The 12,998-nt window shown below is 64.7% G+C and carries 13 protein-coding genes; 3 read left to right on the forward strand and 10 right to left on the reverse strand.

Annotated features, from left to right (window positions below; all coding sequences use genetic code 11):
- Positions 1-91 precede the first annotated feature (91 nt).
- Both aguB and JHC57_RS05885 read left to right on the forward strand, forming a co-directional pair.
- The gene (gene aguB / locus JHC57_RS05880; RefSeq protein ID WP_294029073.1) at positions 92-943 is read left to right on the forward strand and encodes an N-carbamoylputrescine amidase; all 852 of its coding nucleotides are present in this window, start codon (positions 92-94) and stop codon (positions 941-943) included.
- 20 nt (positions 944-963) lie between these two features.
- Complete coding sequence (locus JHC57_RS05885) at positions 964-1,608, forward strand: heme-binding beta-barrel domain-containing protein (protein WP_294029074.1); 645 nt, start codon at positions 964-966, stop codon at positions 1,606-1,608.
- A gap of 3 nt (positions 1,609-1,611) precedes the next feature.
- On the opposite strand, the gene JHC57_RS05890 is transcribed toward JHC57_RS05885, so the two are convergent.
- The 9 genes from JHC57_RS05890 to phhA form a co-directional block, all read right to left on the reverse strand.
- Positions 1,612-2,232 carry a PilZ domain-containing protein gene (locus JHC57_RS05890; RefSeq protein WP_294029075.1) on the reverse strand — a complete coding sequence of 207 codons (621 nt, stop codon included), beginning with the start codon at positions 2,230-2,232 and terminating at the stop codon, positions 1,612-1,614.
- 277 nt (positions 2,233-2,509) lie between these two features.
- On the reverse strand, positions 2,510-3,262 hold the full coding sequence (locus JHC57_RS05895; RefSeq protein WP_294029076.1) for an Asp/Glu racemase: 753 nt from the start codon (positions 3,260-3,262) through the stop codon (positions 2,510-2,512).
- A gap of 10 nt (positions 3,263-3,272) precedes the next feature.
- Positions 3,273-4,181 carry a fumarylacetoacetate hydrolase family protein gene (locus tag JHC57_RS05900; protein WP_294029077.1) on the reverse strand — a complete coding sequence of 303 codons (909 nt, stop codon included), beginning with the start codon at positions 4,179-4,181 and terminating at the stop codon, positions 3,273-3,275.
- A 19-nt stretch (positions 4,182-4,200) separates the two neighbouring features.
- On the reverse strand, positions 4,201-5,334 hold the full coding sequence (locus JHC57_RS05905) for a cupin domain-containing protein (RefSeq protein ID WP_294029078.1): 1,134 nt from the start codon (positions 5,332-5,334) through the stop codon (positions 4,201-4,203).
- Positions 5,334-6,347 carry a carbon-nitrogen hydrolase family protein gene (locus JHC57_RS05910; protein WP_294029079.1) on the reverse strand — a complete coding sequence of 338 codons (1,014 nt, stop codon included), beginning with the start codon at positions 6,345-6,347 and terminating at the stop codon, positions 5,334-5,336. The genes JHC57_RS05905 and JHC57_RS05910 overlap by 1 nt, the downstream gene beginning before the upstream one ends.
- The gene (gene kynU / locus JHC57_RS05915; RefSeq protein ID WP_294029080.1) at positions 6,344-7,585 is read right to left on the reverse strand and encodes a kynureninase; all 1,242 of its coding nucleotides are present in this window, start codon (positions 7,583-7,585) and stop codon (positions 6,344-6,346) included. Before kynU ends, JHC57_RS05910 begins: the two co-directional genes overlap by 4 nt.
- Positions 7,582-8,211, reverse strand: a complete 630-nt coding sequence (kynB, locus tag JHC57_RS05920) for an arylformamidase (RefSeq protein ID WP_294029081.1) — start codon at positions 8,209-8,211, stop codon at positions 7,582-7,584. The genes kynU and kynB overlap by 4 nt, the downstream gene beginning before the upstream one ends.
- Positions 8,208-9,113, reverse strand: a complete 906-nt coding sequence (locus JHC57_RS05925) for a tryptophan 2,3-dioxygenase family protein (RefSeq protein WP_294029082.1) — start codon at positions 9,111-9,113, stop codon at positions 8,208-8,210. The genes kynB and JHC57_RS05925 overlap by 4 nt, the downstream gene beginning before the upstream one ends.
- Positions 9,110-9,982 carry a phenylalanine 4-monooxygenase gene (gene phhA / locus JHC57_RS05930; protein ID WP_294029083.1) on the reverse strand — a complete coding sequence of 291 codons (873 nt, stop codon included), beginning with the start codon at positions 9,980-9,982 and terminating at the stop codon, positions 9,110-9,112. The genes JHC57_RS05925 and phhA overlap by 4 nt, the downstream gene beginning before the upstream one ends.
- 185 nt (positions 9,983-10,167) lie before the next feature.
- On the opposite strand from phhA, the gene JHC57_RS05935 reads away from it, so the two are divergent.
- The gene (locus tag JHC57_RS05935) at positions 10,168-10,644 is read left to right on the forward strand and encodes an Lrp/AsnC family transcriptional regulator (protein ID WP_294029084.1); all 477 of its coding nucleotides are present in this window, start codon (positions 10,168-10,170) and stop codon (positions 10,642-10,644) included.
- Here the strand turns inward: JHC57_RS05935 and JHC57_RS05940 are convergent.
- The gene (locus tag JHC57_RS05940; RefSeq protein WP_294029085.1) at positions 10,641-12,992 is read right to left on the reverse strand and encodes a hypothetical protein; all 2,352 of its coding nucleotides are present in this window, start codon (positions 12,990-12,992) and stop codon (positions 10,641-10,643) included. The genes JHC57_RS05935 and JHC57_RS05940 overlap by 4 nt on opposite strands.
- Between the last annotated feature and the right edge of the window lie 6 nt (positions 12,993-12,998).

The following is a 12,998-nucleotide window of genomic DNA, read 5'->3' on the forward strand; positions in this document are numbered from 1 at the left end:
AGCTTCCACTGCTCGAGCCAGCAGCTTCCGGCCTAGCATCGGACGCGAAGCCGCCTATATTCCGCCCCGACTCCCGCTTACCGGACAGGCCATGACCCGCACCATCACCGTCGCCGCGTTGCAGCTTCCCCTGCCCGGCCCCGTCGAACCGAATATCGACGCCGTCTCCGCGCTCGTCGAGGAAGCGGCCGCCAAGGGTGCGCAGGTCATCCTGCCCCCCGAACTGTTCGAAGGCCCGTATTTTTGCCAGGTTGAAGAGGAAGAGCTGTTCGCCACCGCGCGCCCGACGACCGATCATCCCAGCGTCGTCGCGATGCAGAGGCTCGCCGCGAAGCTGAAGGTCGCGATCCCGACGAGCTATTTCGAGAAGGACGGACCGCATTATTACAACACGCTCGCGATGATCGGCGCCGATGGCGACATCATGGGGACATACCGCAAGAGCCACATTCCCGACGGCCCCGGCTATGAAGAGAAATATTATTTCCGCCCCGGCAACACGGGCTTCAAGGTGTGGGACGTCTCCGGGACGCGCATCGGCGTCGGCGTCTGCTGGGACCAATGGTATCCCGAATGCGCGCGCGCGATGGCGCTGATGGGCGCCGAGCTGCTCTTCTACCCGACCGCGATCGGGTCCGAGCCCTATGACGCCGACCTCGACACCAGCCGCATGTGGCGCCGCGCGATGCAGGGGCATAGCGTGTCGAACTGCATGCCGGTGATCGCCGCGAACCGCATCGGCGCCGAGGGCGACGCCAGTTTCTATGGCCACAGCTTCATCACCGACGAATGGGGCGACATGACGCAGGCGTTCGGCGCGGGCGAAACGGGCGTTCTCGTCGAGACAGTCGATCTCGACCGCGCGGCGAAGCATCGCGCCGGCATGGGCTTTTTTCGCGACCGCAGGCCGCAGCTTTACGGGCGGCTGGTCGAGGACATCTGACAGGAAAACTGGGGCAAACGATGGAATTACCCGACGATATCTTCACCGAGCCCGAGGACGTCGATCCCGAAACGCTCGCCAACCTCGGTCCGCTCCGCCGGCTCGCCGGGATATGGGAAGGCCAGCGCGGGGTCGATATCAACCCCAAGGCCGATGGCCCCGAAACGCGCCAATATTATGAGCGGATCGAACTGCAACCGATCGATCCGCAGGCGAACGGCCCGCAGCTGTTCTATGGCCTGCGCTATCATCTGCACGTCAACACGCGCGAAGAGGACATCGCCTTCCACGATCAGGTCGGTTACTGGCTGTATGAAGCGGCGACGGGGCTGATCCTGCAGACGCTGGCCATCCCGCGCGGGCAGATCGCCATCGCCTCGGGACATGCCGAACCCGACGCCAGTCGGCTCGTCGTGAAAGCGACCCGCGGCGAGACCGAATATGGCATCTGCTCGACGAGCTTCCTCGACCTCGCCTTCCGCACCGATTCCTATCAGCTGACGATCGACTTCCACGACGACGGTTCGTGGAGCTATGTGTCCGACACCACGCTCATGGTCAAAGGCCGCGACGAACCCTTCCTCCATCGCGACCGCAACAGGCTGGTCAAGATCGCCGAGCCCGATCTCAACCCTTGGGCAAGGATCGTGCGCGGCGCGGCCTGAGCCTCAGCTTTCGAAGCGGCGGATGCTTTCGAGGTCGGCGCGGTCGAGCGGCTGCGTCAGCCACAGGCCGCCCCGGCCCGCGCGCGACCAGCGCACGATCGCACGGCGCTTGACCCCGCCGGCGAGCACGAGGTCGAATTCCTTGCCGACCTCGAGATGCCCGTCGTGGACGAAGCCGGCGCCATTTTGCGACAGGTCGACCAGCTCGATATCCGTCGTGCTCTCGTCGGTCACCGCCTGCGCCCTGGTGCTCACCGGCAGGCGGGGCTGGCGATAGCCGGTGGCCCGCTGCTCGGCCGCCAATTGCTTCAGCACGTCGGCAACGTCGACTTCTTCATCGAACGACACGCCGCACCGGCCCGCGTCGGACCAGACCACCGTCCCGCGGATCACCACCGTATCGGAAAGTGCGATCTCCAGCTTCTCGTCCACGGCAATGGGAACATCGGCCGCCAGCATCATGCCCCGATCGGACATGTTGCGGACACGCCACAAACCGGCGTCGCCATTGCGCACGACCTTGGCGATCCGCCAGACGGTGCGATAGCGGTCGCCTTCGCGGCGATCGCCGCCAGCCGATGGATCCTGCTCCTCTACCGGATCGGAGAAGCGATGTTGGTTCATGTCGTCAACCTTATCGAGGCAGCGCCGGACAAAGCATAAATCCTTGTCTATACTGCGAAATACACAATCCCCACGTCTCCGGAATACTAGAATTAGTCATATAATTCAATCATATTGCAGATCATAGTTAACATAGCATCCGCCACAGCCTCCCGAAGCGCGGACGCCACACCAGGATAAATGTCGCATTTTGCATAATTTACGGTGCACGAATGCAGGGATTAAGTGCCAGATTGGCGGGAATGGCGATTCCCGCCCGAAGGGCGGGACCGATGCTTCAATAGCGTCCCGAAAGCAGCGCCCCGGCATCCGGAACACGCGTCGAAAGACCAAGCCGCGTGAGCATCTGGTGTGCCGTGCAAATCGCCGCCGATATCACCGGCTTGCCGATCGCATCCTCGATCTTCTGTACCGAGGGAAGCGACGGCATCTGGACACACGCCGACAGCACGAGCGCGTCGACACCGGTCAGATCGAGCCGCTTGCAATGGTCCAGCAGATTGGCGGGATCCTGCGCCGCAACCTCCAGATTGTCCGGGATCTCGAGCGCGAGCCAGTCGGTCACTTCGACGCCCTCCTGCGCGATATAACCGACGACCATCTCGGTCAGCGGCTTCATATAGGGCGCGACGAGCGCGATCCGCTTCGCCTGCAGCGTCTTCAGCCCCTCGACGAGCGCGCCGGCGCTGGTGACGACCGGCGCGGCGTGGCCGTTCTCCACAGTGCGCCGGTGGAGTCGCGTCTCCGACTCGCGGTGATAGCCCTCGCCCATGCTCATGATCGCGACGAGGCAGGCGTAGCCGAGCACGTCGACCGCGGCGTCGGAGAGTTCGAGCGCGCAGCGGTCGGAGTCCGCGTCCATCGCCGCCAGTTCCTCTTTCGTCACCGTCTTCATCCGCATCCGCGACGAGTGGAAGGTGAAGCGTTCGGGCGCGATCGCCTCGCGCGCACGGAGCAGCGCCGGAATCTCGGTTTCCATCGTGACGTTCGAACTGGGCACGATCTGCCCGATGCGGATGGGTCTGATCATGGTGCCGCCCTCAGACCGCAACGATCGGATTGCGGAGCGTGCCGATGCCCTCGACGGTGCATTCGACGACATCGCCCGGCCACATGAATTCCTGCGGGTCGCGCCCCGCTCCAACGCCAGCGGGGGTTCCGGTGGCGATGATGTCGCCGGGCTCGAGCGTCATCACGCTCGAAATGTCGGCGATCAACTGATTGATATTGAACAGCATGAAGCGCGTGTTGCTGTTCTGCTTTTCGACCCCGTTCACATGCGTCAGGATATTGAGGTTGTGCGGATCGCCAATCTCGTCGGGCGTGACGATACACGGGCCCATCGGCGCGAAGCTGTCCTGCCCCTTCGACACGATCCACTGCCCCGCGCGGCGACAATCGCGCGCCGAGACGTCGTTGATCACGGTGTAGCCGAACACATGATTGAGCGCGTCAGCCTCCGCGACATGGCGCGCGCTGCTCCCGATCACCACCGCCAGTTCAGTTTCCCAGTCGAGTTGCTGCGTCACCTTCGCATTGTGGCGGATCGGATCGTTCCACGCGACGACCGCGGTCGGCGGTTTCGAGAAGATCACCGGCTGCTGCGGTAGCTCGTTCGACGTATCGAGCGACCGCGCCGATTCAGCAACATGTTCGGTATAGTTGAGACCGATTCCAAAGATATTCTTGCGCGGGCGCGGGATTGGCGCGAGCAAGGTAATATTGCCCGCGGGCAGCGACGTGCCGATCAGGTCGGCGGTGGTCGCGGCTGCGACGGCTTCCTGCAGAAAGCGCACGGCAATCGGTCCCAAGTCGATGAAATCGAGCATTGTCGACGGCAGGTCATTGCCGATCGCATCGCCGAAATATTCGAGGTCGATCACGAGCCCGTCGTGGAGGAGGCCGAGCCTCGGTTCGGTCTCCACCGTACGATAAGTCACGAAGCGCATAATCTGTCCTGTCTGCAAGTCAGGCGGGCTGGTGGCCGCCATTTTCGGAATAGGGCTCCTCGATCCGGACGCCGAGCGCCTCCATCACGGGGAAGTCGTTGAACGAGAAGAGGAAGGCTTCCTCGGAAACGTCGAGATTGACATGCTCGTGCCAGGTCCACGAAGGCACGCAGAAAATGTCGTGCGTACCCCAATCGAAGCGCTCGCCGCCGATGATCGAATAGCCGCATCCGCCTGCGACATTATAGACGACGTTGCCGGTGTGGCGGTGCGCCTTGCCGCGAAAGCCGGGTTTCAGCATCTGCATATGCGCCCCCATCGTCTGGAGCGCCCAGCCGCCGGTCAGCGGGTTCGAATAGCGCACCATATGCCCGTCGAACGGCGTGCCCTCCGACACCTTGGCAAGGTTCCGGAGCGCATCGCGCGTCGCTTCCCAGCGATAGACCATCACCGGCGACCAGGGTTTCTCCCACGCCGGTACGCCTTCCGGCCGCAGCCCGGCGCCACCGTAGCTCAGCGGCAGGTCGTCGGCGGGAAACGCCGCGGTCTGTGCGGGCTGGTCGTAGACCGCGTAGAAATTGGTCTCGAGGCTGTTCATCAGCGGAATGTCGAGCCCGTCCTGCCAGATCGACACCTCGCCGCCGGCAACGACGCCATGGTCGTGCCATGCGCCGTTCGGGGTCAGCACATAATCGTTGGCGCCGAGCGTGATATGATGTCCGTCGACGACGGTATAGGCGCCCTTCCCCTCCATGATGAAACGGTGCGCCGATGCGGTATGCTTGTGCGCGGGGGTGATCTCGCCGGGGCGCATCGCCTGCATCCCGCTGAACAGCCAGCCGCACACCGCGACATTCTCGCGCCCCGCGTCGCTGTCGTTGAGCAGGGTGACGACGCGGCGTCCGGCTTCTTCGGGCTTCACCAGATCGAGCGCGCGCAGGCACATGTCGCGCATATCGGCGTAGCGCCAAAGCGTCGGGCGGTACCGCGTCTCGGGCTCCCACGGCTCGATCGCATTCGCGCGCTTCCAGAAGGCACCTGCATTGCGCGCTGCAAGTTCCTGATAAAAGGCTTCAAGTTCGGGCGTATCGGTCACGCGGGCGCGCCCGAGCACATCGTCACGCGGATCGATGATCGTGCTGTTGCCTGCCATCAGGGTGCCTCCTCGTCTGGATCGACGGGCTGTGCCTCGTCGACGAACAGGGCCGACGCGCGGGGGGTCCGGTCGACCGTCAGGTTGAAGATGTCGAAGCGGTTATAGCCGCCGACAATGTCGTGCATCAGCTTGGGGCGGATACATTCGCCAAGGTCGATGTCGGCATAGACGATGCCCTCTTCGTCGATCAGTGCCTCTCCGACCGGATTGCCGTGCGGATCGATCACGCCCGAAAAGGCGCTGTTCGGCCTCGACAGCAGGTCGCGATTCTGCGGGCGGTCGGCGCTCATTGCGTCGATAATTTCGGGGCTCACCGCCGAGCAGGCGACGATCGTGAAGACCTTGCCCTCGAAACTGTGCGCGGTCGCGCGAATACGGATCGCCTCCGCCATATTGTAGGAGGCGGGCGCGACGGGCAGCGCGATATAGTTGGCGACATGGACGAGTTCGCCCTGCGACAGCAGCGCGAAACGCGCGAGCGTGTTGGTGTTCTCGCCGCACGCGAGCGTGCCGAGCGGCCCGACCGGTGTGTCATATACACGGATCGAGCTGCCGTCGCCGCCCGCCCATGTCAGCCTCTCGGCCCAGGTCGGCACCAGCTTGCGATGCCGCCCGAGCAGCGCACCATCCGCGCCGATGATCAGGTTGGTGTTGTAGAGTGTCCCGACGCTCACCGGATCGCGCTCGTTGATGCCGATCACGACAGTACAGCCGTGCGCGCGGGCCGCCTCGCAAAGTGCGGCAACCTCAGGCCCGTCTAGGCTCATCGACGCCCGATACAGCCGTTCATGCCACTCGGCGCCCTCGATCGGGGTCATCAGCCAGTTCCAATAGGGATAGGCCGAAACGAACACCTCGGGGAAGGCGACAAGCTCAGCGCCATTGTCCGCAGCCTCGGCGATCAGCGCGCACGCCTTGTCGACCGTGCGCGCGGTATCGAGGAAAACCGGCGCGGCCTGCACCGCGGCGACGCGCGATCTGGGCAGGAAGGGCGCCGACACGTCGCTCATGTCACCGCCGCCCGCTGGTGATATTGCGGCTTGTCCCATGCGCGGGTGGCGCAGACCTTTTCGAGCCGGCGAGCCGTTTCGACGATGTCCTGATAGCGCAGATACAGCGGCGTCAGCCCGAACCGCAAGATGTCGGGCGCGCGGAAGTCGGCGATGACGTCGAACTCCTTGAGCGCCTGCACGATCTGATACCCCTGCGGGTGCGCATAGGCGACCTGGCTGCCCCGCTCCGCATGGCCTTGGGTGCTCACCAACTCGAAGCCATAGGCGTCGCACAGCGGCTGCATATGCTCGATGAACAGATTGCCAAGCGCCAGAGACTTTCGGCGGATTTCGGCCATATCGGCTTCGAGGATCAGGTCGACGCCGACCTCGAGCGCCGACAGGCCGAGCACCGGCGGCGTGCCGCACTGGAAGCGCCCGATTCCGGCCGCGGGATCATAATCCTCCTCGAAGGCGAACGGACGCGCATGGCCGAACCAGCCCGACAGCACCGGCGTGGCGGCATGGTGTCGCGCCGCCGCGAACAGATAGGCGGGCGCGCCGGGGCCGCCGTTGAGGAATTTGTATCCGCAGCCGATCGCGAAATCGGCGTTTGCGCCATTGAGGTCGACCGGGATCGCCCCCGCGCTGTGGCTCAAATCCCAGACGACGAGCGCGCCGGCTTCGTGCGCAGCGCGCGTGATCGCGGCCATGTCGCGCACGCGGCCCGACTTGTAATGTACCTGCGTCAGCAGCAGCACCGCGACATCGTCGTTCAGCGCATCGACGATCGCGTCGGGCGCAACGGTGACCGCCTTCACGCGCCCGCCCGAAAAGGCCTCGATGCCCTGCATCATATAGACGTCGGTCGGGAAGTTGGTGGCTTCGGACAGGATCACCGTCCGTTCACGCCGCAACGAAAGTGCAGCCGTCAATGCCTTGAAGATATTCACGGAAGTCGAATCGGTCGCGACAATCTCGCCGGGGTTGGCGCCGATCAGCCGCCCGATCTTGTCGCCGATGCGCCGCGGCGCGGTCGACCATTCGGCGCCGAGCCACGAGGTGATCAATCCTTCGCCCCATTCGCTGCCGATGACCTCCGCGAGCCGGTTGCCCGTCGCCTTGGGCAGCGCGCCGAGCGAATTGCCGTCGAGGTAGATGAGGCCCTCGCGGAGATGAAAGCGGTCGCGAAAAGGCGCGAGCGGATCGGCGGCGTCGAGCGCCGCCACATCGGTAGCAAGCAGCGTTCCGGTCATGCGATTTCCCTCAGAATGGCGCGCACCGGGCTCGCGTCGGCGCCGACGATGCGGAGCGGCAGCGCCACCAGCTCGTATCGACCGGGCGGCACGTCATCGAGCACCAGCCCCTCCAATATCCGCATGTCGGCTGCCTTCACCGCCTGATGCGCGTCGAGCGTCTTCGACTGTTCGGGATCGAGCGAGGCGGCGTCGGTGCCGATCAGGCGCACGCCCATCGAACCGAGCCGCGCGATAACGTCGCTGGCGATCGCGGTGAAATCCGAGTCCCACCGGTCGTGCGGGAATTGCTCATAGGTGCGCAGCAGCACGCGCGTTGCGCCAGCGAGCGCGTCCCAGTCGATATCGGCAATCTCCACCCGCCCGCGCGCACGGCGGACATCGAGCAGCACGCACGGCCCGATATAGGCTTCAAGATCGCAATCGGCCGACGAGGCGCCGTCATTGGCATAGTGCAGCGGCGCATCGCCGTGCGTGCCCGCGTGCAAAGGCGTGAACATGCCCCCGACATTGACCGGGCAGCCGTCGCCGATCACCGCATGGCTGTGCAGCGCGAAGGCCGGCTCGCCCGGCCACACCGGCACCGCGGCGTGCAGCGGCTGCGAAATGTCCCGGATCCGGCTCATGCGCCCTTCCCTTCGGAATAATCCCCGCCCTCGCGCGGTGCGACCATTTCGGTGCGCATCGACCAGAGTTCGGGGAAGAAGCTGAGACTCAGCGCCTTGACGAGATAATTGACCCCCGACGAGCCGCCCGTCCCCGGCTTGTGCCCGATCACGCGCGCGACGGTCTTCATGTGCTTGAAGCGCCATTCCTGGAAATAATATTCGAGCGCGGTGATCTTCTCGGCGAGCGTGTAGAGGTCCCAATGATGCTTGGGGTCGGAATAGATCGCGAGCCACGCCTTCTCGACCGCTTCGGATGCTTCATAGGGCTGGGTCCAGTCGCGTTCCAGATGGTCGGCGGGAATGGCGAAGCCGCGCCGCGCCAGCAGCCGCAGCAGCTCGTCATACAGCGACGGCGCCTCGAACGTTGCCCGCAGCCGCGCTGTGCCCTCCACATCGTCCTTGTGGACGATCATCATATCCCCGCGCTTGTTGCCGAGCAGATATTCGAGCTCGCGATATTGCTGCGACTGGAAACCCGAGGCGCGACGCAGGAAGCCGCGAAAGGTCAGGAAGTCGTGCGGGGTCAGCGTCGCGAGCACTTCCCAGCTATGGATCATGTGCCGCTGGATCGTCGCGATCCGGTCGAGCCCCTTGCCCGCGACCGCCAGATTGTCGGAGCGGATCGCATCGTAAACCAGCCGTCCCTCGTGCAGGACGAGCTTCAGCCACAGCTCCATCGTCTGGTGCATGATGATGAACAGCATCTCGTCGGGCTTGTCCGACACCGGCACCTGCGCCGAAAGCAATTGCGCGGTCTGCAGATGCCGTGCGTAGGTCAGGCCATTGTCCCACTGGATCGTCTCGCCGTCGATCTCTGTCTCGAAAATGTCGGTGCCGCCGTCGCGCGTCTGCCTGATCATCGTGCCGCCTCTCCATCCGCCGGACCCGCCGGCAGACGCCCTTCATAGGCGACATCGCCCGGACAGGCATCCCCCGGTTCGAGCGCCGGTGCATCGGCAATCTTGCGATAGACACTCGCGAAATCGGTCTCTTCGGTCGCGCGCAGCAACTCGCCGAATCCGGCGACCACGAAATAGGTCTGTTGCAGCCGGTCGAAATGATATCCGGTCCGCATCACCCGCTCGATATCGAGCCAGATGCGCTTCGGTTCGGGCGCGGTCAGCGCCGAGACCGTCTCGGCAAGGCTCGACATCAGCCCGCCGCCAAAGGCGCGAAGCTCGCCATCCTCGACGACGAGGCCGAATTCGACGGTGTAGAGCCAGAGCCGCCCGAGAAAGTCCGATGCGCCGAGTTGTTCGGCACGCAGCCCCGCTTGGCCATAAGCGACCAGAAAGTCCGAAAAGGCGGGATCGGTGAGCATCGGGACGTGCCCGAAGATGTCGTGAAACATGTCGGGCTCTTCGCTGTACGCGATCTGCTCGGGCGGGCGGAGGAAATTGGCGGCGGGAAAGCGCCGGTTGGCGAGATGCTCGAAGAAGGGCTCGTTGGGGATCCAGCCGGGCACCGCGACGACCTCCCATCCCGACGCGGGTTTCAGCAGCGCATTGAGTTCGGCGAAATCGGGAACGCCGGGCTTCAACCGGCGAAGGATTTCGAGACCCTCGAGAAACGACCGGCACGCATAGCGATCGAGCGCCACTGCCTGCCGATCGAACAGGGTCCGCCAGGTCTCATGCTGTTCGGGGGTGAAGGCCGCCCAGTTTTGCGGCATCGTCCAATCGGCCGCGACACCCTCCGGCGGTGCGTCGAAAATATGTGTCGCGGCCATCGGTCTCTCTCCAAACCTTCGCCAAGAGATTAGCCCGCGCGCCAGCGAACATTGTGCGGATTTCATTTTCAATGGGCACCAAAATCACCCAATCGTTCTGCTATTTCTTCCAACTGAAGGAATTTGTTCTTTCAACCTGGAGCATGCGGCCCTATTTTTGCGCAAAGCAATTCAGGACGAAACGCATGGACAAGTTCGACTGGAAGATCGTCGCCGAACTCGAACGCGACGGACGGCAATCCTATGCCGATCTCGGCGAGCAGGTCGGCCTCTCGAAATCGCCCTGCTGGTCGCGGGTCAAGAATCTGGAGGAAAGCGGCGTGATCGACGGCTATGCCGCGCGGGTCGATCCGATCGCGATCGGCCTCGCGGTGCAAAGCTTCGTCGAGGTGCAGATTCGCTTCGACGCGCACACCGAGTTCGAAGCTGCGGTGCTCGCGCATCCGGCCGTCGTCGAATGCCACACGACGGCGGGCGAGAGCGATTATCTGCTCAAGATATTCGCGCGCTCGGCCGACCATCTCGACGAACTGCTGCGTCACAATCTGTCGAAGCTGCCGGGCGTCCAGCGGCTGAAAACCGTCGTGTGCCTCAAGACGATCAAGCGGCACGGCCGGCTCGCCGAATGGGCGCGGACAACCGAGACGCGCGCGCCGCGCTAGAAACGCTTTCGCACCGACAGCTGGACGGTGCGGCCGAGCGGATCGACTTCATGGCGTTCATATCCCGCCGGGACGCTGCCGTCGCCCAGCACGACATGCCGATAGGCGTTGAAGAGATTCTGGATATCGACCGAGATGTTGAGGTTCGAAAGCCATCCCGGCTTTTCGGCCGATCGCAGCAGGCGCCCGGGCTCTGCGAACAGGCGAAGGTTGACGATCGTCAGCGGGCGGTGGCGATAATCGCGCCCGCCCCCCGGCGCATCGGGATCGCGAAGCCGGAAACCGCTCTGCCAGTTGCCGTCGAGCGTCATGCCCATCCCCGCCCTGCCGGCAACCAGCTGAATGCCGATATTGTGCCGCGATTGCGCGGTATCGCCGGCGAGCCGGTCGATTGCCGGGGCGCCGGGGTGCGTCAGCAGCTCGCTGCGCAGCAGCCAACTGTGGTTGACGGTCAGGGTGAACTGCCAGGGATCGGTCGCCGGCGTGGCACGGCCGCCTTTCCCCTTTCCGCCCGGTGCAAGCATCAGGGTCAGGCTGTTGTCGAGCCGCTCGCTCGTGTCGCGCACGATCCGGATCGGCCGCGCGTCGACGCGAATCAGCCGCCCCGACGCGTCGCGGACGAACCGGTCGGGAAAGGCCTCTTCGACCGCGAATGTGAACCCGGGGAAGCCACCCGCACCGCCGGTCGATTGCTGCCTTCGATATTCGACGGCGAGCGAGAGCAGTCGGGGGTCGAACGGGCGCAATGTGGCGCCGAGCGACAAGGTCCGGCGCCGGCCCGATCCCAGATCGGGATTGCCGCCGGTGACCCAGACCGGTTCGGCGATTTCCTGCCGTGCGAAATCATAGACGCGTCGCACCTCCTCCCGATAGGGCGCGGTCAATTGCTCGATCGATGGCGAGAGTTTGGCGACGCCGAACGACCCGTTGAGCCGGAGCGCGGGAATGGGGCTCCAGTTGGCTCCCAGATCGAACCGCGGACGCGACGCCTCGCGCGAGCCGAAGGTCAGGCCGCCGGCGAGGTCGAGCGAAAGGTCGCCGAGCAGCGAGCCCGGGTTCGCGCTTCGGCTGGCGATCGGGACCGCGAACGACAGCCGGCCATCGAACCGGTCTCGTCCCGCCCGGCCGATGCCATCCTCGTCGGTCAGGCCGTCGTCGAAACGGTTGATGGTGCGGTTGCGGCTCATTCCCGCGGTCAGGGTCGCTGTCAGCGGTCCGGCCGGCAGCTTGGCGATCGATCTGTTGAAGGTCAGCCGCGTGTTCAGGCTTTCGCTGACCGACCGGTTGCGGCTGGTCCGAAATCCATCGGGAAACATATCATCGGGCTGGTCGATACGTCCGTCCGCCCACCCCCGCGCATAGTTGGTGCTGAAGATGGCTCGCCCGCCCGCGAACGGCCCCGAGAGCGTCCCCGACAGGGTCAGGCTCTGCGCATTTTGCCGGCCGAGCAGGACAGGCTGGTCGGAGGAACCGGGACCCGCCGGTACGAGACCCAGCCATTGCCGGCTGCCGCTGGTCGCGGCGTTGAGGCTCAAGGACGCGGTAAAGCGCCCGACCGGCCGCGTGAGTCCCATCGAAGTCGACAACTGGTTCGTCGCGGGAAGCAGCGACAGATGGTGGTCCGGATCGACGGGATCATCGGCGCGCGGGGCCGATCGCACGCGCGAGCTTCGAAACAGCGCGCTCTCGCCCGAAAGCTGGACCTGCGCATTCCACCGCGCCTTGCCGTCGATCACGAAACGCCCGGCCGATCCGGTGCCGCCAATTCGGCCGCCCGCGGTCGGCAATTTGACGCCGGCCTGCGTCTCCCACGACACGAAATGCCTTTTCAGAACGAGGTTCACGACCCGCTGGTTGCCCGCATAGCCATATCGCCCGGCCGCTTCGGGGGGCAGGATGGCCAGGCGCCTGAGCGCGGCAGGCGGAAAACTGGTGAGATCCTGGATCGAATCGACGCGCTCGCCATTGACCAGGATGATGGGCCGTTCGTCCGGGCGTCCCGTCAGCGGCGTGATACGGCGTACCAGCTCACCGATCGAATAGGCGCCATAGGCTTCGATCTGCTGCTCGTCGAGTTCGGTTTCGGGGTCGACGAGCGCCTCGCCATATCGCGCGGTGACGACAATCTCCCGATCATCGCCGACCGCAATGGTCTCTCCCTCGGGTGCATGCGACGACAGCCCGGCATCGGGGCGGTCCTGCGCACCTGCCGTTACGAACGGCCACAGGCATATCGAAGCGAGCAGCGCCGCACGGCGTGATTTCGGATCGCTGGAAACCTTGCGCCCGCCGGGATGACCCGCCGGATCGATCGCCTCGTTCCGGCGCCCTGTTTCCCTTTCCCGCATCCGGTT

The sequence above is a fragment of the Sphingopyxis sp. genome, assembly GCF_016463645.1.
Lineage (GTDB): Bacteria > Pseudomonadota > Alphaproteobacteria > Sphingomonadales > Sphingomonadaceae > Sphingopyxis.

What these genes read in the sequence shown, in the direction of transcription:
- aguB (WP_294029073.1), top strand. Translation starts at nt 92, where the DNA reads ATGACCCGCACCATCACCGTCGCCGCGTTGCAGCTTCCCCTGCCCGGC.
- JHC57_RS05885 (WP_294029074.1), top strand. Translation starts at nt 964, where the DNA reads ATGGAATTACCCGACGATATCTTCACCGAGCCCGAGGACGTCGATCCC.
- JHC57_RS05890 (WP_294029075.1), bottom strand. Translation starts at nt 2,232, where the DNA reads ATGAACCAACATCGCTTCTCCGATCCGGTAGAGGAGCAGGATCCATCG.
- JHC57_RS05895 (WP_294029076.1), bottom strand. Translation starts at nt 3,262, where the DNA reads ATGATCAGACCCATCCGCATCGGGCAGATCGTGCCCAGTTCGAACGTC.
- JHC57_RS05900 (WP_294029077.1), bottom strand. Translation starts at nt 4,181, where the DNA reads ATGCGCTTCGTGACTTATCGTACGGTGGAGACCGAACCGAGGCTCGGC.
- JHC57_RS05905 (WP_294029078.1), bottom strand. Translation starts at nt 5,334, where the DNA reads ATGGCAGGCAACAGCACGATCATCGATCCGCGTGACGATGTGCTCGGG.
- JHC57_RS05910 (WP_294029079.1), bottom strand. Translation starts at nt 6,347, where the DNA reads ATGAGCGACGTGTCGGCGCCCTTCCTGCCCAGATCGCGCGTCGCCGCG.
- kynU (WP_294029080.1), bottom strand. Translation starts at nt 7,585, where the DNA reads ATGACCGGAACGCTGCTTGCTACCGATGTGGCGGCGCTCGACGCCGCC.
- kynB (WP_294029081.1), bottom strand. Translation starts at nt 8,211, where the DNA reads ATGAGCCGGATCCGGGACATTTCGCAGCCGCTGCACGCCGCGGTGCCG.
- JHC57_RS05925 (WP_294029082.1), bottom strand. Translation starts at nt 9,113, where the DNA reads ATGATCAGGCAGACGCGCGACGGCGGCACCGACATTTTCGAGACAGAG.
- phhA (WP_294029083.1), bottom strand. Translation starts at nt 9,982, where the DNA reads ATGGCCGCGACACATATTTTCGACGCACCGCCGGAGGGTGTCGCGGCC.
- JHC57_RS05935 (WP_294029084.1), top strand. Translation starts at nt 10,168, where the DNA reads ATGGACAAGTTCGACTGGAAGATCGTCGCCGAACTCGAACGCGACGGA.
- JHC57_RS05940 (WP_294029085.1), bottom strand. Translation starts at nt 12,992, where the DNA reads ATGCGGGAAAGGGAAACAGGGCGCCGGAACGAGGCGATCGATCCGGCG.